Source organism: Cupriavidus yeoncheonensis (genome assembly GCF_905397275.1).
In the GTDB taxonomy this organism is placed as follows: domain Bacteria; phylum Pseudomonadota; class Gammaproteobacteria; order Burkholderiales; family Burkholderiaceae; genus Cupriavidus; species Cupriavidus yeoncheonensis.
This window is the reverse complement of sequence record NZ_CAJPUY010000001.1, coordinates 20,228-46,546: the sequence shown is the minus strand read 5'-3', so window position 1 is coordinate 46,546 and position 26,319 is coordinate 20,228. Positions and strand designations below refer to the sequence as shown.

The 26,319-nt window shown below is 65.4% G+C and carries 24 protein-coding genes; 6 read left to right on the top strand and 18 right to left on the bottom strand.

Translation table 11 applies throughout. The features are described 5' to 3' along the window. Window position 1: 1 nt before the first annotated feature. From phaZ to KHO22_RS00185, 7 genes are all read right to left on the bottom strand, one after another. Window positions 2-847, bottom strand: a complete 846-nt coding sequence (phaZ, locus tag KHO22_RS00215) for a poly(3-hydroxyalkanoate) depolymerase (protein ID WP_211945090.1) — start codon at window positions 845-847, stop codon at window positions 2-4. A 61-nt stretch (window positions 848-908) separates the two neighbouring features. Next, window positions 909-1,325, bottom strand: coding sequence for a phasin family protein (locus KHO22_RS00210; protein WP_211945089.1), 417 nt, complete (start codon window positions 1,323-1,325; stop codon window positions 909-911). 47 nt (window positions 1,326-1,372) lie between these two features. Then, complete coding sequence (locus KHO22_RS00205; protein ID WP_211945088.1) at window positions 1,373-3,103, bottom strand: alpha/beta fold hydrolase; 1,731 nt, start codon at window positions 3,101-3,103, stop codon at window positions 1,373-1,375. Window positions 3,104-3,156: 53 nt separating this feature from the next. Beyond that, a complete protein-coding gene (locus KHO22_RS00200; RefSeq protein ID WP_211945087.1) occupies window positions 3,157-3,621 on the bottom strand; it encodes a MaoC family dehydratase in 465 nt (154 codons plus the stop codon). Window positions 3,622-3,659: 38 nt separating this feature from the next. Next, window positions 3,660-5,462 carry an acyl-CoA dehydrogenase gene (locus tag KHO22_RS00195; protein ID WP_211945086.1) on the bottom strand — a complete coding sequence of 601 codons (1,803 nt, stop codon included), beginning with the start codon at window positions 5,460-5,462 and terminating at the stop codon, window positions 3,660-3,662. 246 nt (window positions 5,463-5,708) lie between these two features. Next, window positions 5,709-6,680 carry an AraC family transcriptional regulator gene (locus KHO22_RS00190; RefSeq protein ID WP_211945456.1) on the bottom strand — a complete coding sequence of 324 codons (972 nt, stop codon included), beginning with the start codon at window positions 6,678-6,680 and terminating at the stop codon, window positions 5,709-5,711. Window positions 6,681-6,798: 118 nt separating this feature from the next. Beyond that, complete coding sequence (locus KHO22_RS00185; RefSeq protein ID WP_211945085.1) at window positions 6,799-7,815, bottom strand: AraC family transcriptional regulator; 1,017 nt, start codon at window positions 7,813-7,815, stop codon at window positions 6,799-6,801. A 173-nt stretch (window positions 7,816-7,988) separates the two neighbouring features. Here KHO22_RS00185 and KHO22_RS00180 point away from each other — a divergent pair, with 173 nt between their 5' ends. The 4 genes from KHO22_RS00180 to KHO22_RS00165 all read left to right on the top strand — a co-directional run bounded on the left by KHO22_RS00180 (window position 7,989) and on the right by KHO22_RS00165 (window position 11,183). Next, window positions 7,989-9,047 (top strand): beta-keto acid cleavage family enzyme, encoded by a 1,059-nt coding sequence (locus KHO22_RS00180; RefSeq protein WP_211945084.1) that lies wholly within the window; start codon window positions 7,989-7,991, stop codon window positions 9,045-9,047. Window positions 9,048-9,090: 43 nt separating this feature from the next. After that, complete coding sequence (locus tag KHO22_RS00175) at window positions 9,091-9,324, top strand: DUF1289 domain-containing protein (RefSeq protein ID WP_420839561.1); 234 nt, start codon at window positions 9,091-9,093, stop codon at window positions 9,322-9,324. Window positions 9,325-9,365: 41 nt separating this feature from the next. After that, the gene (locus tag KHO22_RS00170; protein WP_211945083.1) at window positions 9,366-10,064 is read left to right on the top strand and encodes a DsbA family oxidoreductase; all 699 of its coding nucleotides are present in this window, start codon (window positions 9,366-9,368) and stop codon (window positions 10,062-10,064) included. Window positions 10,065-10,205: 141 nt separating this feature from the next. Continuing rightward, entirely contained in the window at window positions 10,206-11,183 is a 978-nt protein-coding gene (locus KHO22_RS00165; RefSeq protein WP_211945082.1) for a Bug family tripartite tricarboxylate transporter substrate binding protein, read from the top strand. A gap of 217 nt (window positions 11,184-11,400) precedes the next feature. Here KHO22_RS00165 and KHO22_RS00160 read toward each other — a convergent pair whose 3' ends face one another. The 5 genes from KHO22_RS00160 to KHO22_RS00140 form a co-directional block, all read right to left on the bottom strand. Beyond that, on the bottom strand, window positions 11,401-12,585 hold the full coding sequence (locus KHO22_RS00160) for a hypothetical protein (protein WP_211945081.1): 1,185 nt from the start codon (window positions 12,583-12,585) through the stop codon (window positions 11,401-11,403). Between the two features lie 65 nt (window positions 12,586-12,650). Further along, window positions 12,651-15,716: a metallophosphoesterase gene (locus tag KHO22_RS00155; RefSeq protein WP_211945080.1), complete on the bottom strand. Its 3,066-nt coding sequence runs from the start codon at window positions 15,714-15,716 to the stop codon at window positions 12,651-12,653. Between the two features lie 366 nt (window positions 15,717-16,082). Further along, window positions 16,083-17,729, bottom strand: coding sequence for a fatty acid--CoA ligase (locus KHO22_RS00150; RefSeq protein ID WP_211945079.1), 1,647 nt, complete (start codon window positions 17,727-17,729; stop codon window positions 16,083-16,085). Between the two features lie 22 nt (window positions 17,730-17,751). After that, window positions 17,752-18,600, bottom strand: coding sequence for a TauD/TfdA dioxygenase family protein (locus KHO22_RS00145; RefSeq protein WP_211945078.1), 849 nt, complete (start codon window positions 18,598-18,600; stop codon window positions 17,752-17,754). A gap of 12 nt (window positions 18,601-18,612) precedes the next feature. Further along, complete coding sequence (locus KHO22_RS00140) at window positions 18,613-19,593, bottom strand: quinone oxidoreductase family protein (RefSeq protein WP_211945077.1); 981 nt, start codon at window positions 19,591-19,593, stop codon at window positions 18,613-18,615. Between the two features lie 213 nt (window positions 19,594-19,806). Here KHO22_RS00140 and KHO22_RS00135 point away from each other — a divergent pair, with 213 nt between their 5' ends. Continuing rightward, window positions 19,807-20,832, top strand: coding sequence for an AraC family transcriptional regulator (locus KHO22_RS00135; protein WP_230426689.1), 1,026 nt, complete (start codon window positions 19,807-19,809; stop codon window positions 20,830-20,832). A 15-nt stretch (window positions 20,833-20,847) separates the two neighbouring features. Here the strand turns inward: KHO22_RS00135 and KHO22_RS00130 are convergent, their stop codons facing one another. The 5 genes from KHO22_RS00130 to KHO22_RS00110 all read right to left on the bottom strand — a co-directional run bounded on the left by KHO22_RS00130 (window position 20,848) and on the right by KHO22_RS00110 (window position 25,000). Next, entirely contained in the window at window positions 20,848-22,548 is a 1,701-nt protein-coding gene (locus KHO22_RS00130; protein WP_211945075.1) for a SulP family inorganic anion transporter, read from the bottom strand. Between the two features lie 22 nt (window positions 22,549-22,570). Next, window positions 22,571-23,158, bottom strand: a complete 588-nt coding sequence (locus KHO22_RS00125) for a hypothetical protein (RefSeq protein WP_211945074.1) — start codon at window positions 23,156-23,158, stop codon at window positions 22,571-22,573. Between the two features lie 53 nt (window positions 23,159-23,211). Next, on the bottom strand, window positions 23,212-24,228 hold the full coding sequence (locus tag KHO22_RS00120) for a hypothetical protein (protein WP_211945073.1): 1,017 nt from the start codon (window positions 24,226-24,228) through the stop codon (window positions 23,212-23,214). Window positions 24,229-24,256: 28 nt separating this feature from the next. Next, on the bottom strand, window positions 24,257-24,511 hold the full coding sequence (locus KHO22_RS00115) for an RNA-binding protein (protein WP_211945072.1): 255 nt from the start codon (window positions 24,509-24,511) through the stop codon (window positions 24,257-24,259). Between the two features lie 99 nt (window positions 24,512-24,610). Next, on the bottom strand, window positions 24,611-25,000 hold the full coding sequence (locus tag KHO22_RS00110) for a hypothetical protein (protein WP_211945071.1): 390 nt from the start codon (window positions 24,998-25,000) through the stop codon (window positions 24,611-24,613). A gap of 120 nt (window positions 25,001-25,120) precedes the next feature. Between KHO22_RS00110 and KHO22_RS00105 the strand changes: the two genes are divergently transcribed. Further along, entirely contained in the window at window positions 25,121-25,471 is a 351-nt protein-coding gene (locus KHO22_RS00105) for a hypothetical protein (RefSeq protein WP_211945070.1), read from the top strand. Window positions 25,472-25,517: 46 nt separating this feature from the next. Here KHO22_RS00105 and KHO22_RS00100 read toward each other — a convergent pair whose 3' ends face one another. Then, window positions 25,518-26,318, bottom strand: a complete 801-nt coding sequence (locus KHO22_RS00100) for a tetratricopeptide repeat protein (protein WP_338031320.1) — start codon at window positions 26,316-26,318, stop codon at window positions 25,518-25,520. Window position 26,319: the final 1 nt, after the last annotated feature.

Sequence of the window (26,319 nt, the reverse complement as noted above, 5' to 3'; positions counted from 1 at the left end):
GTCAGTTCCTGCCCCCGTACAGGAACTCCGCCACCACGCGCGCCGTTTCACCGGCCGCGGTCAGCAGGAAAAGATGACCGTCGTCGTCGAAGACATGGAGCGTGGCGTTCGGAATGCAGCGTGCCAGGATCCTGGCATTCACCAGCGGCACGATCGGATCGTCGCTGCCATGCAGCACCAGCGCGCGCTGGTTCAACGCGCCGAGCCACGGCAGGCTGCTCCAGCCCCACGCGGCCATCAGCTGGTAGAGGTAGCCGCGTCCGCGCGGCGGATGCATATGGCGGCCGTGCTCATCGAGCAACGACGGGTCGTCGCGGAAGGCCCCGCCGTAAAGCTCGGCTCCCACGCGCTGCAGGTACTTCGGATCGGAGTAACGCCGCACCCCGATCATCTTCGAGAGCACGGACGGACTGCCCGGCACCATCAGGACCCCGGGCGACGTGGCGGCCAGCACCAGCCGGCGGCAACGCCGCGGATAGAGCCGCGCGAACTCCTGCGCGAGCGCCCCGCCCCACGAGACCCCGAGCGTATCGACGGGTCCCGCATAGCCAAGGCGCGACAGCAGCTTGTCGGCCATCACGCACAGGTTGGAGAAACGATAGGGAAGCAGTGGCGCCGGAGAGCCCCCTGCGCCGGGGATGTCGAAGATGATTACTTCCACATCCTCGAGTGCATCGACGAAGGGTTCGACGAGTTCGAGGTTGGCGCCGATGCCATTGAAGATGAGCAGCGGCGGATGCGCGCGGCTGCCGGGCCGGATGCCGACCCTGAGCAACTGCCCGTCGAGGTCCACCGTACGGGTCTGCATGATCTGTCCAGCTTCGATGCTGGCGTTGTTTGTTGTCATCAAGTCGTCCCGGAGAGGTTGGCGGCGAAGCATGGCCGGGGGCGGCCATGCTTCCATGCGCTTACTGCCTGGGGCGCAGGATGCCCTTCACCTCTTCGACGTTTTCCGCCAGGCGCTTGCCGACCGTGGCAACGCTGTCGGCCTGGGCCTTGTACACGGTATCGGTCACGGCGCGCAGGCCGGCCACGGCCTTCTGCAGCGAGCGCGGCAGCACTTCCGAGACCTTGGCAGCCTCGCCGTCGGCCGCCTGGCCACGGCGCGCGAGCGACTGCAGCTCGGCGGCGGTGTCCGTCAGGAACTCGGCCTGCTGGCGCACCAGCGATTGCAGGCCGGCCAGCAGCGTGGTGTTCACGCTGGCGATCGCCTCGATGTCCTTGCGGCGCGATTCCAGGATCGCCGCCGGGTCCAGGCGGTTTTGCTTGACGAAATCAAGCAGCTTCTTGTGCACGGCGGTGCCGGCGGTATTGGTGGTTTCCATCTTCAACTCTCCTTACGGGTTACATCACAGAAATCGACGGGCCGGGATCAGGCCTCGGTCACATAGCGTCCGGGCGCTTCGCCCAGCGACGCGTGGCGCTTGCTGCCCAGGCTGGACGGTGCGGCGTGCTTTGCGCCAGAGCGCGTCTTCAGCCATTCGCCCCAGTGCTCCCACCAGGACCCCTGGTTGGCCGTGGCGCCTTCGAGCCACGCTTCGGCATCCGCTGCCTGCGCGTCGTTCAGGAAGTACTTCGCCTTGGCATTTCCCGGCGGATTGATCAGGCTCTGCACATGGCCGCTGGAGCTGAGCACGAACTCGGTCTGCCCGCCAAAGGCGCGCACCGAACTGAACACGCCCTTCCACGGCGTGATGTGGTCGGTCATGCCGGCCAGCACGTACTTGTCGCAGTCCACCGCCGCCAGGTCGATCGGCTCGCCCAGAATGCGCAGCGCGCCCGGCGTCGCCAGCTGGTTCAGCGTCAGCATGTCCAGCAGCTGGCCATGCAGGCCGGCCGGCAGGCGCGTGGTGTCGTTGTTCCAGAAGAGGATGTCGAACGCCGGCGGCGCCTTGCCGAGCAGGTAGTTGTTGACCCAGTAGTTCCACACCAGGTCGTTCGGCCGCATCCACGCGAACACGCGCCCGAGTTCCTCGCCGTCGAGCACGCCGCGGGCCTGGCTGCCCTGCCGCGCGGCATCGATGGCTTCCGGCGTCGCGAACAGGCCCAGCTGCGATTGCGAATCCAGGCCGAACACGGACACCATCAGCGTGGCCGAGTGCACGAGCTTTTCGCCGCGCGCCGCGCAGTAGCCCATCAGCGCCGACATCGTCATCGCGCCGGAGCACGCGCCATGCAGGTTCACGTCGGGGCTGCCCGTGATCTCGCGGATCGCATGGATGGCTTCGACCAGCGACCCCACGTAGGTGTCGAGGTTCCAGTCCCGGTGCGCCGCGGTCGGGTTGCGCCAGCTCACCATGAACACCTGCAGCTCGTTGCGCAGCAGGTGTTCGACCAGGCTCTTGCCCGGTGCAAGGTCGAACACATAGAACTTGTTCACCTGCGGCGGCACGATCAGCTGGGGCCGGGCGTGAACGTCCGCGGTGGTCGGCGTGTACTGGATCAGTTCCAGCACCTCGTTGCGGAACACGACCGCGCCAGGCGTGGCGGCAAGGTTCTTGCCGACGCGGAATGCGCCCTTGTCCACCTGCGACGGCATGCCCTGGTTGGTCATCGTATCGGTCAGCAGGTTGACCAGGCCACTGACCAGGTTCAGGCCACCGGTTTCGAACGTCTTGCGCAGCGCGGCGGGATTGCCCAGCAGCGTGTTGGTCGGCGCCACCGCATCCATCAGCAGGTCGGTGAAATACTGCGCGCGCTCCTTGCTGCGCCCGTCCATCACCGAGCGGGTGACGAAGCCGGTCAGCGCATCGCGCCACGCCTGGTATCCCTGCAGGGCCATGCGGTAGACCGGGTTGTCCTGCCAGGCGGGATCGCCAAAGCGGCGGTCGCGCGTAGCAGGCGCGGGCGCCGAGCCGTCCACGACGGCCATCAGGTCCTGCGCCAGCCGCGTCTGTTGCTGCAGCAGCAGCGTCGGTTCCTGCACGCACTGCGCGCCAATCTGCTGAGCGGTGCTGACCAGGTCCTGGGGACGCATGCCCACGAAGGGATTCGGTCCCGTCACGGCCGGCGCGCGGTCAACGATCGCCGCCGGAACGGCTGCTATCGCTGCGGTCTTCTTTGCCTTCTTCGCCGGCGCTTTCGTACTCACGGCTGTTGTCATGCTGCCACTCCTCGTCCTGCCTTGTTCATACCTGTTCTTGCCTTGCCCATGCCTCAGGCGACCAGCAGCGCCAGCGCCTCGGCCACCAGCGCGGGCTTGCCCTCGCCTTCGATCTCCACCGTGTTCTCGGTCCTGAGCAGCACGCGGCCATCGCCCTTGCGGTCCGCGGCAAGCAGGTTCACGCGGTTGCGCACGCGCGCCCCGGCCTTCACCGGCGTCAGGAAACGCGTCTTCTCCAGGCCGTAGTTCACCGCGGCGCTCGCGTCGTGCGGCACCACGCCCCTCTCGGTCAGCTGGCTCGCCACGAGCGAGAGCGTCAGGTAGCCGTGGGCGATCGTGCCGCCGAACGGGCTTTCCCGCTTGGCGCGGTCCACGTCGACGTGAATCCACTGGTGGTCGCCCGTGCATTGCGCGAACGCGTCGATGCGCGCCTGGTCCACTTCCACCCACTCGGACACGCCGAGTTCCTTGCCGACGAACGCGTCGAGCGTCGCCATGCTGTAGCCTTCGATTGCCATATTCTTTCCTTCCTTGTCTTGTATTCCGGTCCGCTGCGTCAGAAGCAGGCTTCGTCCAGCGCCAGGAAACCGTCCTGGCCTGTCGTGCTGATGACGGCTGCCTCGAACGCGGAAGCGCGCGGCAGGATATGGTTGGCGAAGTACTCCGCGGTCGCGATCTTGGCGCCGTAGAAGGCTTCGTCCTCGTCGCGCTTCTGCGTCGCCACGATCAGCGCCCGGGCCATCTGCCAGCCCGTCAGCACGATGCCGGTCAGCTTCAGATAGGCGACGCTGGTACCGAACACCGCATTCGGGTCCTTGCGCGTGTTCTCCACCACGTGGTCGACCGCATTGCCCAGGGCCAGCCGCGCAACGCCAAGGCGCATCAGCATGGCGCTGCATGCCGCGTTCCGGCAGCCGTCGGCATATTCCTTCAGTGCCTCCAGCGTCTGGTCGATCTCCGCGAGGATGCCGCGCGCCGCCGCGCCGCCATCGCGCGCGGTCTTGCGGCCGATGAGGTCATTGGCCTGGATCGCCGTGGTGCCTTCGTAGATCGGCAGGATGCGTGCGTCGCGGTAGTGCTGCGCCGCGCCGGTCTCTTCGATGAAGCCCATGCCGCCATGCACCTGCACGCCCAGGCTGGTCACTTCCAGCGACATCTCGGTGCTCCAGCCCTTGATGACGGGCACCAGGTATTCGTAGGCCGCGCCAAAGCGGGCACGCGTCTCGGCGTCCGGCGACTGGTGCGCGAGGTCGGAATAGCCTGCGGCCACGAGCGCCAGCGCACGGGCGCCTTCGGTCAGCGCGCGCATTTCGGTCAGCATGCGGCGCACGTCGGGATGGTGGATGATCGACACGGCCTCCTTGGCGGAGCCATCGACCGGGCGGCTCTGCACACGGTCCTTCGCATAGCCCACGGCCTGCTGGTAGGCGCGGTCGGAGATGGCGATGCCCTGCACGCCCACGCCGAAGCGCGCGGCGTTCATCATCACGAACATGTACTCCAGGCCGCGGTTCTCTTCACCGATCAGGTAGCCGACGGCACCGCCGTTGTCGCCGAACTGCAGCACCGCGGTCGGGCTCGCCTTGATGCCGAGCTTGTGCTCGATCGACACGCACTCCACGTCGTTGCGCGCGCCCAGCGAACCATCGTCGTTGACCAGGAACTTCGGCACCAGGAACAGCGAGATGCCCTTCACGCCTTCGGGCGCGTCCGGCGTGCGCGCCAGCACCAGGTGCACGATGTTCTCGGCCATGTCGTGCTCACCGTAGGTGATGAAGATCTTGGTGCCGGACACCTTGTAGGTACCGTCCGCCTGCCGGTCGGCGCGGGTGCGCACGAGGGCCAGGTCCGAACCGGCCTGCGGCTCGGTCAGGTTCATGGTGCCCGTCCACTCGCCGGCAATCAGGCGCGGCAGGTAGCGTTGCTTGAGTGCGTCCGAACCGGCCGTGAGCAGCGCCTCGATGGCGCCGTCGGTCAGCAGCGGGCACAGCGCGAACGACATGTTGGCCGCGTTCATCATCTCGATGCACGGCGCGGCTACCAGCTTGGGCAGGCCCTGGCCGCCGAACTCGGCCGGATGCACGATCCCCTGCCAGCCGCCCTCGCCGAACTGGCGGAAGGCCTCGCGGAAACCCTCGGTGGTCGTGACCTGGCCGTCGTTCCAGCTGCTCGGCTGGCGGTCGCCGGCGGCGTTCAGCGGGGCCAGCACTTCGCCGTGGAACTTCGCGGCTTCCTCCAGCACCGCCTCGACCGTTTCCGGCGTGGCATCTTCGTAGCCCGGCAGCGTGGCAATCTTTGTCAGTCCGGCCAGTTCGCGCATGGCGAACAGCATGTCCTTGGTGGGCGCGGTATAGCTCATCTCATTCCTCTCGCGGCGATGCAGCGCCGGCTCAGGGACAAGGCCCCGCGGTGCTGCGACATCATTGATGGCCCTGATCGTAAGGGTCATCCACGCGAAAGCGATTACCTAAACCCGCCCTTTGAATGACAAATCCTGCCGCATTGCACCATGCCATGGGCGGCGCACGCGGCGTGCGGCGTCAGAGGCGCCCGATGTGGCAGGATTTGTCAGTCGACGGCTGGCCTTGCCAGCCGCCCCGCGCGCTCAGGGGGCGCGACGGTAGGCGTTGGGCGTGCTGCCCGTCCAGTGACGGAAGGCGCGATGAAAGGCGGTGGGGTTGTCAAAGCCCACATCGAAGGCGATGGCCGCGATGGGATCTTCGGAGCGCGTGAGCCGCCGGATCGCAATATCGCGCCGCACCTCGTCCTTGATGGCCTGGAACGTGGTGCCTTCTGCCGACAGCCGCCGGCACAGCGTACGCACCGAATGGTGCAGCGCCTGCGCCACCTCGTCTATGGTCGGCGACGCCGGCAGGCAGTCGGCCACATGCTGCCGCACCCGGTGGCAGGTCATCTCCTCGGCGAACGAGACGAAGATCCAGTCCTCCGGCGCACGCGCGAGGAACTTCTCGAGATCGGGCTTGCGTTGCCGCACGGGCAGGTCGAGGTACGCGGCATCGAACACCAGCCGCGTGTGCGGGCGATCGAAATGCACGGGGCCGGGAAACAGGTAGAGATGGTCAGTCGCGAGTGCCGGCCGTGTATCGGGCAGCTCCACCGCCAGCAGCGGTATGCGCTGGCGTATCAGCCAGGACGCCACGCCATGCACGAGCTTGAGCATCAGCTCGCGCCCCAGCATGCTCGCGGCCGGGCCGGCCGCGTTGTCCGCCAGTTCGACGATGCCGCTCGAATCCTCGCGCCGGGACTGCATGCGGAAGTCGTCCAGAATCAGGTGGAAAAACTGCCCGAAGCGACGCAGCGCGACTTCCAGCCGTGGCGCATCGAGCAGGCTCAGGCAAAGGTACTTGAGCGTGCCGTTGCGCAATGGCCGGCTGAAGATGCCGGGCATTTCGTCGTCCAGCTCCTTCGCCAGCAGCCGGTACAGCGTCGAGAACTGTTCCTGCGTGACCCGTGCGGCAGGCTCGGCCAGCAGCTCGGAGGCAATGCCGGAGCACTCGGCCAGCCGTGCCATCGCCGCGGGATCGGCGCCGGACAGGAAGCCGTTGACGACGGAGATGGGGACGGTGGCGGAGAAGTCGTTCACGTCGTTCACGCGGGACGCTGGCAAGGCGTGCAATGGAAAGGTGGCGGCTGGTGCATTCTGTCACAGCCGCCACGTGGCGAGAACCGGTCGGCTACATGTTGTTCCGCGCTTCGTCCTGCTGCATGCGCCATTTCGACACGCTGCAGCCGAACTGGCCGCCGAACCAGCGCGAAAACGCGCTCAGCGACGAGAAGCCCAGCAACGTGGCCACCTCGGACAGCGGCCGCTCGCGGTTGTCGATATAACGCACCACCAGGCTCGCGCGGGCTTCATTGACGATATCCGAATAGCTCGTGCTCTCCTGCGCCAGCCGCCGGTGCACCGTGCGGCGGTCCACACCGAGGTGCTGCGCCACGCGATCGACCGAGCACATGCCGGACGGCAACAGCACGTGGACGAGCTCGCGCACCTTGTCGGGCAACGTGGTGTTGGCCTGGGCCAGCAAGGTGCCGAGGTAGCGCTTTACCTGATGCGCCATGACCGGGTCATACGAAGGCAGTGGCGCTTCGAGGTCGGCGGCGACGCAGACGATGCCGTCGAAGTCCTGGTTGAACACGCACGGCATGCCGAACACGCGCAGGAAGGTGGCCTGGCTGGCGGGCGCCGCGTGCGTGAAGCAGATGCTGCGCGGCCGCCACGACGGCCCCAGGCACACGCTCAGCAAGCGGTAGATCACGCCGACCGCAAGGTCTGTGGCCTGGCGCAGCGTACCCGGCTCGTCGCTGAGGATGTGCAGGCGGATCATCAGAAGGCCCTCGGACTCTTCCATGCGCATCGCCAGCGCTTCATTCTGCACGCCCATGTACCGCACCATCGACTCCAGCGCCCGCCGCAACGTAGGCTGCTCGCGCACGACGAAGGCGAGCGGGCCAAGGTTGGCGACCTGGCGCAGTTCTGCCATGCGCACGCCGAAGTCGTCCACCTTCGCGTCACGTGCGGAGTCGTCGAGCAGGCGGCCGACCTTCTTCGCCGGTATGCGGATATCCGCATCGAGCAGCACATCGCGGCTGATCTTTGCCGCGCGCAGATAGTGATGCGGATCCAGCCCGACGGCGCGGGCCACTTCCACATAATTGGTAAGGCTGGCACTACGAAGGTAGTAGGACATCGCGCTTTCCTCGCGTTTTCCCTGACTGTCCCGAAATGTAAATCGATCGTCCCGGATCGTCAAATTGCTCCGCACCATTCACCGATACTTCGGTCACCGGAACGACAGTTCCCAGAACAAGGCAAGACGGCGGCACGCAGCGCCGGCAGCCACGCACACTCAGGAGCAACGCAATGCAATTCCTCGACGATTCCCTGCACCCCGAGAACCAGGACAAAGTGGTCATCACCGTGGCCCCGTACGGCCCGGAATGGATGCCCCAGGACTTCCCGGAAGACATCCCGGTGACCATGGAAGAGCAGGTTCAGAAGGCCGTGGATTGCTACAACGCCGGCGCCACCGTGCTGCACCTGCACGTTCGCGAACTGGACGGCAAGGGCTCCAAGCGCCTGTCCAAGTTCAACGAGCTGATCGCCGGCGTGCGCGCCGCGGTGCCGGACATGATCATCCAGGTTGGCGGTTCGATCTCGTTCGCTCCGGAAGATGACGGCCAGGCCGCCAAGTGGCTGTCGGACGATACGCGCCACATGCTGGCCGACCTGGACCCGAAGCCGGACCAGGTCACGGTGGCCATCAACACCACCCAGATGAACATCATGGAACTGCTGTACCCCGAATACCTCGAGGGTACGTCGCTGTCCAACCCGGCGTTCATCGAAGCCTATCGCGAAATGACCGTGCCGGCAGGCCCGGGCTGGGTGGAAGAGCACCTGCGCCGCCTGAGCAACGCCGGCATCCAGCCGCACTTCCAGCTGACCGGCATCCATGCCATGGAAACGCTGGAGCGCATGGTGCGCGCCGGCCTCTACAAGGGCCCGCTGAACCTGACGTGGATCGGCATCGGCGGCGGCTTCGACGGCCCCAACCCGTTCAACTTCTTCAACTTCGTGCATCGCGCGCCGGACGGCTGCACGCTGACCGCCGAGTCGCTGCTGAAGAACGTGCTGCCGTTCAACATGATGGCGATGTCGATTGGCCTGCACCCGCGCTGCGGCATCGAAGACACCATCATCGACCAGCACGGCAACCGCATGACATCGGTGCAGCAGATCGAGCAGTGCGTGCGCGTGGCGAAGGAACTGGGCCGCGAGATCGCCTCGGGCAAGGAAGCGCGCGAGATCTACCGCATCGGCACCTGGTACGACAGCGCCGACGAGACGCTCGAAGCCCACGGCATGGCGCCGAACCGCAAGGCCGGCCAGAAGAACCTGCCACTGCGCAAGTCAGCCTGATGGACTGCCGGCCGGCCAGGGCGCGTGCCCTGTGCCGGCCGGCATGCCAATCCCGCCACCGCAAGTGAACGAAGCCATGAACCCGTCCATTTCCGTCGCGAATCCCTGCATCAACATCTGCCGCATGGACCAGGCGGGCAAGTATTGTCAGGGCTGCGGCAGGACCCTCGTGGAAATCGGCCGCTGGGAACAGATGACCGATGAGCAGCGCGCCGAAGTGACGGCGTTGCTGCCCGCGCGCCGCCCGAATCGCGGCACGCAGGCGCCGCGCGCCTGAGCGCGTCGCGCACAATCCCCCCGCGCCTTTCCGCAGCAGCCATGACCCCAACCAACACTCTGTCGGTCGAAGCGTACTTCGACCTGATCTGTCCGTGGTGCCTGATCGGCAAACGGCATCTTGAAACCGCCATCGACCAGCTCGCACGCGAGCGCCCGGACGTTACCGTGCAGGTCGAATGGCGCTCGTATCCGCTCATTCCCGCCACGCCGCCCGATGGCATCCCCTATCGCGACTTCTACGTAGCGCGGCTGGGCAGCCTGCAGGCCGTGGCCGTGCGCCAGGCACAGGTATACAGTGCGGCGCGCGAAGCCGGCCTGACGCTGGCGCTCGACCGCATCGAAACCTTCCCGAACACGCTGCTGGCGCATCGGGTGGTGCGCTTGGTCCGCCAGCGGGAAGGTGCCCAGGCCGCCACGGCGCTGGTCGACAACCTCTTCACGCGCTACTTCATCCGCGGCCAGAACATTGGCGACGGGCAAGTGCTGAACGACGCGCTGGCCGAGTGCGGCATTGACGTGCCCGAGCTTGCGGGCACGCCAGTGCGGCACGACCTGGAATGGCTGCCGCCACTGAGTGGCCCCGATGACGCGCCGCCGCGCACCGGGCTCGGCGTGCCCCACTTCATCTTCAACGGCACGCACAGCGTGTCGGGGTCGCGCCCGCCGGCCGCGCTGCTGGAAGCCATGCTGCGCGCACTGGCGCGGGCAAAGCAGATCGCCACCCGCGCTGCCGCCTGAAGCGCTGTCCCTCCTGAACAGGGCGAAGTCCGTCCTGTATCGACCGCATCCGCTGTACCTGCAATACCCCGTGCCCGTCCCGTCAAACGGCGGGCACGGGCGCCGTCGCACGTCCCATACCCATAACGGAGACAACACAATATGAAGAATCGCCCAACCCTGCTTCGCATGCGCCGAGCCGCACTCGCCACCGTCATGGCCCTGTCCATGCCGGCGGCCATGGCGTGGACCAGCAAGCCGGTGCGCATGCTGGTACCGGCGCCGGCCGGCGGCACCATGGACGTCATGGCCCGCCTGCTGGCCGACCAGCTTTCCGCCGACCTGGGCCAGCCCGTCATCGTCGACAACAAGCCGGGGGCCGGCGGCGGCATCGCCATCAACACGCTGCTGGCGGCGCCGGCGGATGGCCAGACCATCATGGTGACGGCCACCAATGTGCTGACCGAAGTGCCGCACGTCCTGAAGACGTCTTTCGACACCATGAAGGACATCCGCCCCCTGGCCGCGGTAGCGCGGTCGCGCATGGTGCTGGTCGGTGCGCCGACGCTGCCCGCCAAGGACCTGCCGTCGCTCGTCAGCTACGTCAAGGCCAATCCTGGCAAGCTGAGCTTCGCGTCCTACAGCTCGGGCACGGCGTCGCACTATGCCGGCATGATCATGAACCAGAAGGCCGGTATGGACCTGCAGCATGTGCCGTTCGCCGGCTCGGGGCCAGCGCTGACCCAGGTCATGGGCGGACAGATCGCGGTCATGTACGACGGCATGGTGACCTCGCTGCCGATGATCAAGGCCGGCAAGGTGCAGGCGTTCGCCGTGGCTTCCAAGAATCGCTCGCCGCTGCTGCCGCAGGTGCCGACGTTTGCGGAACTCGGGTACGCGGATGTCGAGTTCAGCAACTGGATCGGCGTGATCGCCTCCGCGCAGGTTCCGGCCGAACTGGCGCAGAAGATCCAGGCCGCCGCCTACAAGGCCGCTGCCACGCCCAAGGTGCATGACCGGATGGAAGCGCTTGGCTATGAGCCGATGGCGGCCCAGACGCTGCCGCAGCTTAGCCAGTCGCTGCGGGCGGAGTATGAGCGGAACGGGCAGATCGTCAAGGCGTTCAATATTCAGCCTTGAATTCTTATTGGTGCGTGATTCGGGATCGCCCTCCATTGGAGGGCGTTTTTTATGGCACGTGCGCCAGGGACATCGCGGCCAGGTCGCGGTTCGAAGGTGTCAGGAATTTCGTGTGCTGAGGTCGGTTAAGAATCTCAGCTCATGGCGGAGGTGAATCGCTCGCCAAACAGAATGGCTAACTGATTGGCTGCTTGCCGCCAACCACTCTTCACCACCTTCAAAGCTTGACGTTGCTCCCCTCGGTCACGATTTCCTGAGTCGTATATCTGACCAGCCCACTGACCTGCCCAACGCTTGCCTTGGTGAAATCGATCTTGCGCACGATGCCTGTGCCATTGAGCGTCAGCGTACCGATCGTGCTTTCTGAGAAATCTGCGGTCTGCGCATCCACGTTCTGCAGCGCGACGTTGAGCGCATTGACGGCCTGCAGTTCAATTTCAGGTATCGCGCACTCGCGCAGGATTATCTGCGGCACGGCGGTTTGCGTCGGATCCAGCTTTTCGCGCACGCCCGCGCCACTAAGCGCAATGGAGGCCTTGCTCATCCTGCATTTCACACGTTCCAGCAGGATGGCGTCAGCACGCATGCGCCCGGCATCCATCACAGTATCCCCCAAAGCGACGAGGCCATCTCCGGTTAGAACCACGTCGATCATCGTGAAACTTGCTGCATCGATTCCGTTGGCCGCGATGCCACTGGCGGTGACATTGTCGAATCGGACAGCGCCAGTGGCCTTGAACTGGGCCATGTCAAGCAAGGTAAAGGCGCTGTTGCGCACAGTGAGCGACGATACTCGCTGGCCCAGTCTCAACCTCCCATCGCTCTTGACGTTGTCGAGCAACATCCGGCCTGGATACGTGGTGCCGGTCTTGTAGTCATAGTCTCCCCCGCTTAAATCAATGCTACCGAATCGACAATCCTTGTATGAGATCGCATCTCTACCGAACACATTTGTGAACTTGCCGGTGCAGTTTTCAAACGAAACCTCACCCGCCCATGTACCCACCGCGCCCCAGTGATTGGGATCCTCCTTGGTCCCGCCGAAATCGCACTCGACGAAGCGGACCGCCTTGCTCTCGTCTCCCCCCATGAGATTGACCTCACCAAGCGTATCGCACCGCACGAACAGCACGTTGTCCCAGCCGTACCCTTGGAAGTTCGATCCAGGGAACTGGCAGCGCTCAAAGACGCAATTCTTCAGCAGGCTCAGCCGGGTCATCCCGTAGAAAATGCAGTCGTAGAAGTGCACGTTCTCCCACGTGGCTTCGTAGAACGCTTCGAGGGTAATGAAGTCAGCCCCACTGATCTTGAGTGGTTGTTCACCCAGGGTCTTTCTGCGAAGCTCGGCGTCGGTCAGCATCGCAAATTCATGGGGCATCTGGTCAATGTTCTTGGCGGTCATCCGTTTGCATCCAGTGAGGGTCAGTACAGCGGCAGTGAGCGTTCGAAGAAAATGCCGGCGCGAGATCATTTGCGATGCACCTTTGTGATTTTCCCCTTCGGCGGGTAGCGATCGGGATTGAGGGTCAGACTCAACCATTTCCAATCCGGCACCTCCCCCTGCTCCCCCAGCCGCCGAGCGATCAGCCCATACTGATAGTCAACCGGAAACACCCAGGAACTCGCCACATCGAACGTGCCCTTGAGCTTCTCCGAGCCCTTGGGCCAGATCGGCTCCTTCAGGAGCACCTCGCAGAACATGCGGCACGTCGACGAATCGAAGCGCGCCAGCAGCGGCTGCAGGGGCGCCGCCATGACGTAGCTGCCGGGACGGGGCTGCGCCCGCCAGTCCGTCGCGGGGTTCAGCAGGGCGTCAACCTGGTTCCATCCGGCGGGGGCATTTTTCGTTGCAGCCATGAAGACCCAGAATCTCACCTTGTCGATGCATTGCAGGGCATCGGTCAATGGGCCGACCTGCATGGTCCAGGAGGTCGGCGGGAGCGGGCCGCTGGCGGGCGGCAGCCACACCAGCGGCGTCTCCACCTTGTCGATGTGCAGATAATCGAGCGCCACCGCCAGGCGCGGCCTGCCATTGCCCGCCTCGGTCCTGACCTGCCGGATGGGCGTGGCGTCGGCTTCGTTCAGCAGCGTGCCGGACGGCGCCGTCAGCAACCATTGCTTCAGTTCGCCGTTCAGGTTCTGCGTGCCAAGCGGGCCGCCCGATGAACTCACGATCAGCTTGGTGGGGCCGCCGTGCTGGTTGGTACTCTGCGTGGCGGACAGCCCAGGGTCGAAGGCGCTGCGCACCTGGACCCGCTTCCCGCCGTCCCGCAGTCCAACCGTGTACACACCGGCGCGATGGGAGTGCCCGCTCAGGTGATAGTCCACCTTGTCCTGATTGGGCTGGTCGTGGCCGGCGACACATTCCCGGAAATACCAGTCCACGTTGCGCTCGCAGGTCCCCAGGTTATTCAGGTTCCAGCCCCCGGCGTTGTCCTCGAAGCGCATCGTCTTCCGCGTATTGGGACTCTCTTGGGGTTCAATCTGGCGATCTGGCTTCGAGAACGCAATCGTGCCGTCATAGCTCACGATGGTGAAGTGCGAGAACACGGTCAGGCTGCCACCGACCTTGCGCTTGCGGCGCTGCCCGCCTTGCAGGAGGACTTTCTGCTCATCGGAGATCGATTGCGTTGCCCGGGGCAGGATGCCAAATCCCTGCTTGTCCGCTCGGCTGGGCAAATGCTCGGCTACCCAGCGGGTCTTGTCGCCAACCTTGGGGATCTTGTCGAGTCCTCCCAGCGGATTGAGGTAGTTTTCGCCACTGCCCCAGTCCAGGCCCAGCAATGTCTGGCTTGAACCATAGTCCAGGCGCCAATCCGAAAGCGGCGTGATGAGGGTAAAGAACCAGTCGAAGTTCGCGGGCGTGAAGTTCTTCGAGGTGATGCTTTGCGCATAGGTGGGGCCATACGCCAGGCAGATTTCGTAGACGGTGAGGTTGTGGTCCGCCCCGATACCGGCGTTTGCCTTGTCCTCGGCCCAGTCGCTGGCGCGATCGAAATCCTGATAGATTTCGGCGGCCTTGTCAGCCGCCTTGCTGCCGACGAGTTTGCCCAGCGCGCCGCCGGCCAAACTGCCAAGCGGGCCGCCAAGGGCACCTGCCCCTGCGCCGACCACCTTTCCAAGATCCTCGATCTTGGTGGGGTCGATCGTTCTAGGCCCGTGCGCTCCCTTGAGCGCTCCAACATGCTCCAGCCCGCCGGTCGCCACGACCCACTGGTTGGGGCGTGGCGAGACCCCGTACGGCACGGCGTACGCCTCATGGTTGCCGGTTGTCAGGAATACCGGCAATTTCAGTTCCCGATACGCGTGGCGCAACAGCGAATAGACCAGCATGTCGTCCGCACCGCGCTGGTAGAGCTTCCCATTGCGGATCTGGTTGAGGACATTGAACTCGCTCCATTGCTCGGCAATGGTATTGCCCGTCTCGCCTGGCACTATGTTGCGGTTGAAGTCGATCAGATCGCCGGTGATCACCAGCGCGTCAGCGCTGCCTTTCCCGCCGAACTGTTCAATCAGATCACGTAACGCCAGGAAACTATTGCATAGATGGGACGCGCGTGGAGTCTGGGGTGTCCCCGGCATCGGCGTGCCATCGGTCGCTTCGATCAGACACGCCGGGGACTTCTGCAGGGCCAAATGGCGAACGTCAACATGGACATCCGACAGGTGTCCGAGCTTCAAGGTCTTGTTCTGCTTCTGGATGACCGGGTGCCATGCCATCAGGCGGTGCGCGGTATCGGTCTTCAGCGGCGGCAAAGCAAAAGTCGTAGCCTTGGTCACATCGTATTCGTAGAAGCGCGGAGAATGGTTCTGACCATTCTGCTCCTCGGATTTCGCCTGCGCGTCCAGGAAATCCAGAATCACCTGATCCTGATACTCCCAGGTTTGTACCCCCTTGACCTCCGGACGTTGCGCATACCTGGACGGCACCGGGACCATCCACGCGAAGGTGTGCATGACCGTGGGTTCAGGCTTGCCTGGCAACGTCGCAAGATCGATCTCGATCTCGTAGACATGCGTCATGTCCTTGTACAGCCCGACCGTCTCCGGGCGGATGATGGCCACCGGCTCGCCGCGGTGATTGACCATCAGCCCGCCGCGAAATTGCCCAACCTGCCAGACCTTGACGACCTCCATCGCCCTTGATGCGGCCTTGCCATCCCGAAACAGCATCGTGTCCTTGGGCTCGGCTGCGGTCTCTTTGCCCTGGATCGGATACACGCGCAGATGGCGATCCACAAAGACCGGGCCGTACTTGGCCTCGATGATCTTGCGGCCGTAGTACTCGACGGGCATCACGGGATTGCCCACTCCGAAGTAATGCTCAGCCATTGCCTCGGCCGCGATGAAAAGGGTGCACCGGGTCTGCCCTGGCGGCAGGACCAGAGGCGTGCCCAGACTTGGGCTGAGGATGATGGCACGGATGGGCGCTTTTTCCTCGCAGTCCACGCAGCCCGCGAGTTTGGGCTCGTAGGTCACGGTGGTGCGGGCGATGCGAACTATCTCGGCTGGGGTGAGTTCCGGGGGACTCATGATGGGCAATGGTCGTTGGCTGGGTATCGGTGATGCACGGTCGCATCGCTGTGACATACCAGCCCACGAACGATGCGGGGTAGCCTTAGGCTACCCCGTAAGATTCCCAACTTATATCGGATGATTCTTAAAATTGCCACAATCTTTAAACCAGTTCGCGCTGGGAAAGTGCTGATTTAATCAGCACGCCAGTCATCGTTGAGTGGCGTGTAAGCGTTGTCGAGTCGGATGTATCGCAGGCTCATGCCTTGCTACATGGTCTGATGCGACAAGGTTGACGCGATAACCCCGTCATCGCCCCCAAAATAAAAAAAAGCGCTGGTCCCCCTTCAAGAACCAGCGCCCAACTTCTCCCTTTCCTACCCTTCAGACTGCCTTTTCACGCAGTTGCTTCTTATTGATCTTTCCGACGCTGGTCTTCGGAATCTCAGCCACGAACGCGATCCGTTCCGCCTCGGGCACCGCGTACTTGCTGATGCGTTGCGTATCCACGTGTCCGAGCAGTTGCTCGCGGATGGCATCCGCACCGACTTCCGCTCCGGCCTTGCGCACGACAAACGCCATCGGACGCTCACCCCACTTGGCATCGGGCACGCCGATCACTGCGCATTCCTGCACGCCGGGCACTTCGGTGATCAGGTTCTCGACCTCGATCGACGACACCCATTCACCACCGGTCTTGATGACGTCCTTGATGCGATCGACGATCTGGACGAAACCGTCCTGCCCCATGACCGCGACGTCCTGGGTATGCAGGTAGCCGCCCGACCACAGGTCTTCGGAAGCCGCCGGCTTCTTGAAGTACGACTGCGTCAGGTACGGCGCGCGCAGCACGATCTCGCCGCGGCTCGCACTGTCGCGCGGCAGGTCCTGCATGTCTTCGCTGACAATGCGGAAGTCCACCATCACCACCGGACGCCCGGTGGAGCAGCGCATGCGCACTTCGTCGGCACGGTCCTTCGGCGTCACGCGCGGCGGCAACTGCGCCAGCGAGACGATCGGGCCGGTTTCCGACATGCCATATCCGGCAAAGATGTCGATGCCGCGCGAGAGCGCCGCCTCGCACAGTGCCGGCGGCAGGGCCGAGCCGCCGATGATGATCTTCCAGCCCGACAGGTCCTGCGCACTGTCCTGCGAGGACTGCAGCAGCATCTGCAGGATGGTCGGCACGCAATGCGAGAACGTGACCTTCTCCTGCTCGCGCAGCTTCAGCAGCATGTCCGGCGCATAGCGGCCAGGCAGCACGGTGCGCAGGCCCAGCATGACGGCCACGTACGGGATGCCCCACGCCAGCACGTGGAACATCGGCGTGATCGGCATGTACACGTCTTCGCGGTGCATGCGCTGCCCTTCGCGCGGCGAGCACAGGCTGGCGGACGTCGTCAGCGTGTGCAGCACGATGTCGCGATGGCTGTAGCACACGCCCTTGGGATCACCGGTGGTGCCGGTGGTGTAGAACGTGGCGGCCTTGGTGTTCTCGTCGAACTCGGGAAACTCGAAGTCCGGCGACGCATCGGCCAGCAATGCCTCGTACTCGCCGGCCAGCGGCAACTGGGTCTGCGGCGCGGCCTGGCCGTCGGCCAGCAGCACGAAGCGCGGGTTGCACGTCAGCTCGCCGCGAATCTGGTCCAGCACCGGCACGAAGTCGGGATGGACCAGCACGATGTCCGCGGCGGCGTCGTTGAGCGTGTACAGGATCTGCTGCGGCGACAGGCGCACGTTCACGGTGAACAGCGTCGCGCCCATCATCGGCACGCCGAAGTAGCACTCCAGGTAGCGGTGGCTGTCCCAGTCCATCACCGCCACGGTGGAGCCGTGCTTGGCACCCAGCGCGGTCAGCGTCGAAGCGAGCTGGCCCACGCGGCGGCGGAAGTCGCGGTAGGTGTAGCGCATTTCGCCGCGGTAGCTGATCTCCTGGTCGCCGTAGAGGCTCAGCGAGTGGGTCAGCAGTTGCTTGACCAGCAGCGGATAGGAGTACGCCGACGGCGTGGATACGATCAGGTTGTTTTGCATGGGGTCTTCCTCCGGCAGGTGTTCAGTACGGCTTGCTGCCGATGATGCCGGCGCGTTCCATCTTGCGGTGGCAAGGCGGGTAATCCATCACGGCATAGTGCTGCGTGGCGGTGTTGTCCCAGATCGCGACACTGTTGGGTTCCCAGCGCCAGCGCACCTGGTACTCGGGGATATAAGCCTGGCTGATCAGGTAGCGCAGCAGGTCGGGCGCGCCCGGATTCGCGTCCTGGCCGAAGCGCACGCGTTCCGGCGTATGGAAGTTGGTGAAGTGGGTCGCGAACGCGTTCACGTACAGGATCTTCTCGCCGGTATCCGGGTGCGTACGCACCACGGGATGCTCGGCGTCGGGAAACTGCGCCTTGAGCGCCAGGCGCTTTTCGATCGGCATGGCCGCGCCGAAGCTCGCCTCGATGCTGTGGCGCGCGCGCAGGCCGGCGATCTGCGTCTTGATGTGTTCGGGCAGGCGCTCATAGGCCAGCGCCATGTTCGCCCACATGGTGTCGCCGCCGACCGGCGGGCATTCCACGCAGCGCAGCACGGCACCGAACTGCGGCGCTTCGCGCCACGTGGTGTCCGAATGCCACGCGTTCTCGTAGCGGTCGTTGGGCTGTTCCGGCGTCTTGTAGATGCGGACCAGGCCCGCATGCTCCGGATCGCTGCCGGCAACGGGGTGATCTTCCAGTTCGCCGAAGCGGCGCGCGAACGCGACGTGCTCGGCGCGGCTGATGTCCTGGTTGCGCAGGAACAGCACGCGGTGCTTCAGCAGCTGTGCGCGAATCTCCGCGAACAGGCCGTCATCACGAACGGCATCGCCGAGATTCACGCCAACCAGTTCCGCGCCCAGCGAGCAGGTGAGTTGCTTGACTTGCATGGCTCAGCTCCCTCAGATGACAAAAATCGACGAACCGGTGGTCTTGCGCGACTCCAGGTCCCGATGGGCTTGCACCGCGTCTTCGAGTGCATAGCGCTGGTTGATCTCGATCTTGATCCGGCCCGCGCCGACATGACCGAAGATTTCACCGGCCAGTTCGGCCTTCTCGGCAGGATCGGCAATGTAGTCGGCCAGGGCCGGACGCGTCAGGAACAGCGAGCCCTTCATCGCCAGCAGCACGGGATCGAACGGCGGGATCGGGCCCGACGCGGTACCCACGCACACCATGGTGCCGCGACGCTTGAGCGAATCCAGCGAAGCCATGAAGGTGTTCTTGCCCACGCTGTCGAAGACCACCGACACGCCAACGCCGTCGGTCAGTTCGCGCACGCGCTTGGCCACGTCCTCGTGGCTGTAGTTGATGATGTGGTCGCAGCCATGGGCGCGCGCCACTTCGGCCTTGGCCTCGCTCGATACCGTGCCGATCACCGTCAGGCCGAGCAGCTTCGCCCATTGCGACACGATCAGGCCGACGCCGCCCGCTGCCGCATGCAGCAGGATGGTGTCGCCTTCCTTGAAGTTGTGGATGCGGCGCATCAGGTATGCCGAGGTCAGACCGCGCATGGTCATGGCGGCGGCCGTCTCGAAGCCGATGGTTTCGGGCAGCTTGATCAGCGGCGCGGCCGGCACGAGGCGCTCGGTGCTGTATGCGCCCAGCGTGTTGATGAAGCCGGTATAGGTCACGCGGTCGCCCACGGCAACGTTGGTGACACCGGGACCAACCGCCTGCACCACGCCAGAGGCTTCCACGCCCATGCCGGCGGGCATCGGCACCGGGTAGGTGCCATTGCGGAAGTACGTATCGGCGTAGTTCAGGCCCACCGCCACGTGGCGGATGCGTACCTGGCCCGGACCCGGGTCGCCGACTTCCATCTCTTCAACGCGAAGCACTTCCGGTCCACCGGCCTCATACATGCGTACGACTTTTGCCATTTGCTCGTCTCCTTGGATCTGCGTCGGCGCAAGGGGCGCCGCTCATGCCCTGAAATTTAGGACTTGCCGGCGCGCGCCGCTTTGCATTGGCCTCCGCCGACTTTGCATTTCATGCCAGCGCCGCCTATCATGCCGCTGCGAAGGCAACACAAGACAGCGCGGACGCCGCCGCACGGCGCGAACCGCAGAGATAACAAGATTGGGAGACAAGCTTTGGACACGCTGGTACGCGCGGGCGCAGTGACCAATTTCTTCGAGGTTGCCGAGGGGCTGGGCCTCAACCCGCAACCGCTGTTGCGTGAGGCCCGGCTGAGCCGCGCGCTGCTATGCGACCCCGACCAGCGGGTTTCGGTCAATGCCTGCGCCAGGCTGCTGGAACAGGCGGCGCAGGCGGCGCACTGCGAGACCTTCGGCCTGCGCATGGCCGAGTCGCGCCAGTTGTCCGACTTCGGCGTGATGAGCCTGCTGATCAGCCAGCAGCCCACGCTGCGCGATGCGCTGGCCACGATCATCCGCTACCGGCATCTGGTCAACGAGTCGCTTGCGATCCTGCTCGAGGAAGCGGGAAAGGTTGCCATCATCCGGCAGGAGGTGGTGCTCGATACACCCTCCCGGCAGGCCAGCGAGTTGGCGGTAGGCGTAACGTTTCGCTTGTGCCGGGCGCTGCTTGGGCCGCACTGGCATCCGCTCAATGTCAATTTCACGCACGCCGCTCCGGCCGACCTGCAGGTCCACCGACGCCTGTTCGGCTGCCCGCTGGAGTTCGACTGCGAGTTCAACGGGATCACGTGTCTGGCGGGCGACCTCGATGCGCCCATCCCGACCGCGGACCCGGGCATGGCGCGCTATGCGCAGCGTTTCGTCGATACGCTGCCGCGCGTCAATGCACCGTCGATCGGACGCGACGTGCGCAGCGCCGTGTACCTGATGCTGCCGATGGGCCGCGCCACTTGCGAAGGCGTGGCGCAGGGACTCGGCATGAGCCTGCGTACCATGCAGCGCCAGCTTGATGAAGCCGGCGAAACGTTCACCGACATCCTGAACGAGGTGCGCCGCGAACTGGCGCGGCGCTATGTGGAGAATCCGCAGTACTCGCTGCTGCGCGTGGCCGAATTGCTGGGCTACGGCTCGGCGAGTTCATTCACGCGCTGGTTCTCCACCCAGTTCGGCGAGGCCCCGGTGACGTGGCGGCGCCGGCACGGCGCGCACGCGCCGCAGCATGCCCAGGGCAATCCGTAGCCCGCTGGCGGGCGCTCATTCCCGCCCGGACTTACGGCGCTCGGCGAAGCACGCCACCGCCTGCTCCAGGCTGAAGAACATCCGCTCCGTGCCGAGCCGCGGCCCCAGCTCCGAGCGGCGGATGATCTCGAACACGTTCGGCGTCAGGCCCACCAGCCATAGTTCGCGCCCCTCGCCGCGCAGCCGCACTTCGCCGTCCACCAGCATCCGCAGCGCGGTGTATTCGATATCGAACACCGCGCGCAGGTCCAGCACGATGACCGCGGGATCGTAGGCGCGCACGAAGGCTTGCATCTTCTCGCCCATGTGCCTGGCATTGAGGAAGAAGACCCGGCCTTCGGGCCGCAGCAACAGCAGGCCCGGAAAGGTCTCGTCCTCCTCATGCGACGGCGACAGTGGCCGGAACACCGCCGTGCCCGGCTTGCGCCCGATCACATGCACCGGCGGGTCCGCCACCTGCCGCGCCAGCGCGACGAGCGACACGCCGATGGCCACGACGATGCCCTGCAGCGTGCCCAGCACCACCACCCCCGCCATGGCGACGAGCGCCCAGATGAACTCGGTACGGCGAATCGCCAGGATCGCGCGGAACTCGGCGAGATCGATCAGGCCGACCGAGTACACGATCACGATCGCCGCGAGCGTGGCGTGCGGCATCTTGCCGATCAGCGGGCCCAGCAGCAGCATGGCGGCCAGCGCCAGCGCCGCCGATACCAGGCCCGCCAGCTGCGAGCGCGCCCCGGCCAGCCGGTTGACGGCGGTTTGCGAGGTGCCGCCGCCGGAAGCCATGGCCCCGAGGAAGGCCCCGCAGACATTGGCAACGCCCGACGCGAACAACTCGCGGTTGGCGGGCGCGGGCGCTTCGCCGCGGTCGGCAAATGCCCGCCCGGCAGCGATGGATTCCGTGAAGCTCATCAAGGCAATGCCAAGCGCAGCGGGCCACAGGACGGCAAGCGCCGACAGCTCCGGCACGGTGAGCGCGGGCGGCCCGGCCGGCACATGGCCGACGGTTTCCACGCCGGCCGCGCGCAACGCCGGGATGGCCACGGCGGCAATGCCGGCCGCCACGGCGATCAGCGGCGCCGGCGCGCGCGGCCAGAGCCGCTCGATCACCACGATCAGGACCATGGTGGCGATCCCGAGCCCGAGCGTTGCCGGCAACGCGTGCGGCAGGCCCTGGACGGTCGCCACCAGGTTGTGCAGCGGGGAGCCCTTGTCGAAATGGATGCCGAGCAGCTTGGGCGCCTGGTCGATCAGGATCACCACCGCGATCCCGGCCTTGAAACCTGTCAGCACCGGGTCGGAGATAAAGTTGGCGACAAAGCCGAAGCGCAGCAACGCGCCGGCCAGCAGGATGCCGCCCACCAGCAGCGTGAGCGCCGCGGACGCGGCCATCGCGGCAGCCGCGTCGCCCGACGGATTGATGCGTGCCAGCGCCCCGCCGACCAGGATCGCAAGCGTTGCCGTGGTGCTGAAGCTGAGCCGCCGCGATGCCCCGACGAAGGCATAGACGGCCATCGGCACGCATGCCGTGTACAAACCCGCCTGCACCGGCAGTTGCGCGATCGTCGCATAGGCGAGCGCCTTCGGTATGACCACGGCGCCCGTGGTCAGCCCGGCAATGACATCAGGCCCGATATCCTCCTTGCGGCAGGTGCGCAGCCATTCGGGCAGCCAGCGCGGACGCCGGGGCGCCGGGCCCGCGTCGTCGCGCATGGCGTGCTCCGGTCCTGCGCGCTCAGTGACCGCCCTTGGGCGTCACCGAAACGGCCAACGCCTCCGTGTACACGGCCTGCACCTGATCGCCCTTGCGGATGCCCTTCAGTTGCTGGGGATCCTCGACATGAATGTCCACCATCTTGCCCTTCGGCCCCTTCAGGGTCACCTTGCCGGTCTTGGTGTTCACGGCGACGACGTCGGCCGTCACCGTCACCTCGCGCCCGACCACGCCGCCTGGCTTGGCACCGGGCGCGGACCTCTCCTCGATCGCGCGTTCGGTGCTGGAGCGCATGCCGCTCTGCTTGCTCAGGTTGACCGACAGCGCCTCCTTGTATTCCGCCGTGACCGTATCACCCACCCGGAGCTGGTCGAAGTTGCGCACCTCGTCGCCGACCTGCAGGTCGGTGACCTTGCCCTGCTTGTTCTTCAGCGAGACGGTCCGCGTGGCGGCATCGATCGCGGTGATCGTCGCCGTGGACTTGACCGTGCCGGTCACCATGGCGGCTCCCACGCCGGAAGCCGCTTCCACGCGGGTCTCCGGCTGGGCCACGGCCAGGTGGGATGCCGCGGCCAGGGCGGCTGCTACCAGTACCTTGCTGGGGTTCATGCTTGGCTCCTTGCGCCAGTTTGGAAAGATTGGGCGGCGGTTCCACCCGCGGGCTACAACATGCGTGCTGCCTCGTCCAGCAGCGTGGCCTGCGACAGTATGTCGGCCCGCGCATACCGCACGATCGAAAACCACCGCACGAGCGGCGGATCGCCGGGCACGTGCGCGCAAAGCAGTTCGAGGTCGACGCCGGGCGCGGTGCTGTCCGCGGGCAGCATCACATTCACCTGGCTCAGCCGGATCTGGCGCATTTCGACATGCATGCGGTTGGCGGCGTCGCCCAGGACTTCGCCCAGGCACTCGAGCTGCCGCTCGAGCGTGTCGCCAGCGTGGCCCAGTGCGGCCAGCTCGCTGTCGTTTTGCGCGATCTCGTCCCTGACGGACTGGACCGCCGCCGCGTCGGCCGTCTCACCGCCCACCATCGAGCGCAGGCCCATGCCTTGCCGTTCATAGAGCTTGAGCTGCGCCTTGAGCAGAGCCAGTTCGCGCTCCAGCGTGTCGCGCCGGCCCTTGCCCGCCGCGAACTGCGCCATCGCCTCGATGGCCAGCTGGTCCAGCATGCGCAGCAGGATCTCCGCGCGCAGCGCGGCCTCGGATTCGGCGCAGATCCTCAACTGATAGTCGCTGAAAGACACCAGTGTCTGGGGCACGTCCGTGTGCATGACGTCGCCTTCCAGCGCCACGCCGAGCGTGCGGCGTTCGTTCATGGCCATCCCGAGCACGGCATAGGCGTGTTCCGCGAACGGCGTACGGTCGAAGAATTCACGCAGGTCCGGCGACCGGCTGAAGGCGCGGACGACATCCGCCGCCGTGCCGAAGTACGCATGGATATGAGGATCGCTGTCCCAGGCGGCCTCGCTTGCCTCGCGCGGGGCGGGCAGGCCATCCACGGTCGCGCGGATGGCCTCCAGCGCCGTGGCGAGCCGGGGCGCCAGCCGCTTCTCGTAGTGCGGGACCAGGCGCAGGCGTGGGTTCAGCGCCGTCACGCGCGCGGTCATCGCGACGAGTTCCTTGTCGTCGCGGCGCTGCGGCTTACGGCCCTGCCGCTGGATCCACCGCAGAATGCCCATGGTGGCGCTTGTCGGTGAGCAGCCTACGTCACCTGTAACGCTCGGCCATCACCAGTGCGTTGATCTTGTGGCCCTTCCAGAACATGCCATGGATGCGCGGTTGCAGCTTGCGCAGTGCTTCGGGGTCAATTTCATTGAAGACCAGCGTCACGCCTGGATGGGTGCCGTCGCCTTGCACATGCTCGATCTCGTCGTAGGGCGGCAAGCCGTACTTGATCAGGAAATCCCGAACTTCCTCGTCGGTGACACCGGCGTCGACGTTCCCCAGAAACAGCACGGCCATGATCAGTTCCCCCGTTCGCGGCCACAAATGTGGCCGCATCCCTGTATGTTCTAGATCATCTTTGGTGAAGTACAAGGCGGTTGGCATGCACAAAGCGACTCAGCGCTTCGCGGTTTGCCGCTTCCAGTCCCCGTCGGGCGTCTGGCAGAACCATCCCGCCCAACGCTCCTTGCGGCCCGCCTGCGCGAGGTCCGAGCGCACGCGGCGGCACTTGTGGCCCTGCTCCATCCGGCTGCGCTCCAGCGTCAGGGTGCCCGTGATGGCCGGGCGCCGGTCGACGGCGGGGAACTGCACGGGCACCGTGCCACCGTCAGGCACGTTGGCGAGCGCGTCCTTGTACAGATGGATGTACTGCGGAACCTCGTCCTTTCGAAGGGTCCCGATGACGGTGCCGTTCAGGAAATAGTCAAAATAGGCATGCGCCGGCGCCGTCGCCATGACGAGCACCAGCAGGGCAACCCGCGCATGGCGGGAACGGATCTGACGCATGGAGGCCCCCCTCTCGAATCCCGCCCGGAGCGTGCCGCTTTGACATACAGAGCCCGGCATCGCTACCCTTAGTCTAGTCCGCCGGACTGGCCAGCGGCATTCCCTTCCTCGGGAGACCCTATGCACAAGCCCCTTCCGCTGTTCCTGACCGGCCTGATGGTGCTGGGCCTTGCCTCCACGGCCCTGGCGCAGACCGCGCCGGGCCAGGGCGCGGCCAACGCGATATCCGATGCTGTCCAGGAAGGCAGCAACCCGTATCGCCCGCCTTCAGGCGGCAGCACCGATCCCGAGGAAGCCAGGCGCGCCAAGTGCGAAGCGCTGAAGGATGAGTTCAACGCGACCTCGAAACAGCGGACCTACCAGTCGTCGGGTACCGCCACGCACAACGCGCAGGGGCGCCCCGTCCCGAAGATCGAACGGGACAAGAGCCGCAAGGCATTGCAGGAGACATACCGCGCCAATTGCACGTGAGATTGCAGGGCGTGCCGGGAATCCCCAGGGGCCCTCTTCTCCCTTCTCAGCGGCTGGGCTCCAGCCTTCTGTACTGGTGATAGTGGCGGATGGCCCGCTGATTGTCCCCCAACGCTTCATGCAGTCTTGCCGCGTTGTAGTGCGCATCGGCGAAACCGGGAGCCAGGTCAATGCAGGCATGGTATTCAGCCAGCGCCGCCGCGGCATCTCCGCTGTCTTCCAACGCCACCGCCAGGTTGAAGCGAATCAGCGGCGCGTCCGTGCCCTGGGTCAGCGCGGTTCGATAAAGCGCGATGGCCTCCTCGAACGCGGATCTCTCGCACAACAGGTACCCGAGATTCACGTAGGCATCGACCAGGGCTGGCTCCGCAGCGATTGCCTGGCGGTAGACTGCTTCAGCCTCGGCAGATCCTCCGCGCTCAAGTTCCTGCGCCATCTCGAATAGCGTATTGCCATCCATGGTTGCCGCCGGCTCCGGCGGAACGTTGATCGTCACCACGCGGGCAGGACGCTCACGCGTGTCGAAGTCGATGAGCCGCTGGCCAGTCTCGACCTGCCATTGGCCATAGGCGTCCTTCGCGGCGACCGTGCCGCCAAGCGCCGTCACGCGGACTCCGGTCAGAGGCCGACCCGCTTCGAGGCTCTCCAGCTTCTTGAGTGACCGCACGACACGCCGCGTCGGCACATCAGCCGCGCGCAAGGAGTGGGCGGTACGGAACAACAGCAGGTCCTGAAAGGAAAAGCGGTACTCGTTGCCGCGGCCACGCCCGGGCGTCACCACTCCGGCAGTCAGCATGGCATTGACCACAGACCGCGAAATGCCAACCAGGGCCAGCACGTCGCTCAAT

Coding starts and splice junctions, on each gene's coding strand:
- phaZ (WP_211945090.1), bottom strand. CDS start 847: ATGACAACAAACAACGCCAGCATCGAAGCTGGACAGATCATGCAGACC.
- KHO22_RS00210 (WP_211945089.1), bottom strand. CDS start 1,325: ATGGAAACCACCAATACCGCCGGCACCGCCGTGCACAAGAAGCTGCTT.
- KHO22_RS00205 (WP_211945088.1), bottom strand. CDS start 3,103: ATGACAACAGCCGTGAGTACGAAAGCGCCGGCGAAGAAGGCAAAGAAG.
- KHO22_RS00200 (WP_211945087.1), bottom strand. CDS start 3,621: ATGGCAATCGAAGGCTACAGCATGGCGACGCTCGACGCGTTCGTCGGC.
- KHO22_RS00195 (WP_211945086.1), bottom strand. CDS start 5,462: ATGAGCTATACCGCGCCCACCAAGGACATGCTGTTCGCCATGCGCGAA.
- KHO22_RS00185 (WP_211945085.1), bottom strand. CDS start 7,815: ATGTCCTACTACCTTCGTAGTGCCAGCCTTACCAATTATGTGGAAGTG.
- KHO22_RS00180 (WP_211945084.1), top strand. CDS start 7,989: ATGCAATTCCTCGACGATTCCCTGCACCCCGAGAACCAGGACAAAGTG.
- KHO22_RS00175 (WP_420839561.1), top strand. CDS start 9,091: ATGCCAATCCCGCCACCGCAAGTGAACGAAGCCATGAACCCGTCCATT.
- KHO22_RS00170 (WP_211945083.1), top strand. CDS start 9,366: ATGACCCCAACCAACACTCTGTCGGTCGAAGCGTACTTCGACCTGATC.
- KHO22_RS00165 (WP_211945082.1), top strand. CDS start 10,206: ATGAAGAATCGCCCAACCCTGCTTCGCATGCGCCGAGCCGCACTCGCC.
- KHO22_RS00160 (WP_211945081.1), bottom strand. CDS start 12,585: ATGACCGCCAAGAACATTGACCAGATGCCCCATGAATTTGCGATGCTG.
- KHO22_RS00155 (WP_211945080.1), bottom strand. CDS start 15,716: ATGAGTCCCCCGGAACTCACCCCAGCCGAGATAGTTCGCATCGCCCGC.
- KHO22_RS00150 (WP_211945079.1), bottom strand. CDS start 17,729: ATGCAAAACAACCTGATCGTATCCACGCCGTCGGCGTACTCCTATCCG.
- KHO22_RS00145 (WP_211945078.1), bottom strand. CDS start 18,600: ATGCAAGTCAAGCAACTCACCTGCTCGCTGGGCGCGGAACTGGTTGGC.
- KHO22_RS00140 (WP_211945077.1), bottom strand. CDS start 19,593: ATGGCAAAAGTCGTACGCATGTATGAGGCCGGTGGACCGGAAGTGCTT.
- KHO22_RS00130 (WP_211945075.1), bottom strand. CDS start 22,548: ATGCGCGACGACGCGGGCCCGGCGCCCCGGCGTCCGCGCTGGCTGCCC.
- KHO22_RS00125 (WP_211945074.1), bottom strand. CDS start 23,158: ATGAACCCCAGCAAGGTACTGGTAGCAGCCGCCCTGGCCGCGGCATCC.
- KHO22_RS00120 (WP_211945073.1), bottom strand. CDS start 24,228: ATGGGCATTCTGCGGTGGATCCAGCGGCAGGGCCGTAAGCCGCAGCGC.
- KHO22_RS00115 (WP_211945072.1), bottom strand. CDS start 24,511: ATGGCCGTGCTGTTTCTGGGGAACGTCGACGCCGGTGTCACCGACGAG.
- KHO22_RS00110 (WP_211945071.1), bottom strand. CDS start 25,000: ATGCGTCAGATCCGTTCCCGCCATGCGCGGGTTGCCCTGCTGGTGCTC.
- KHO22_RS00105 (WP_211945070.1), top strand. CDS start 25,121: ATGCACAAGCCCCTTCCGCTGTTCCTGACCGGCCTGATGGTGCTGGGC.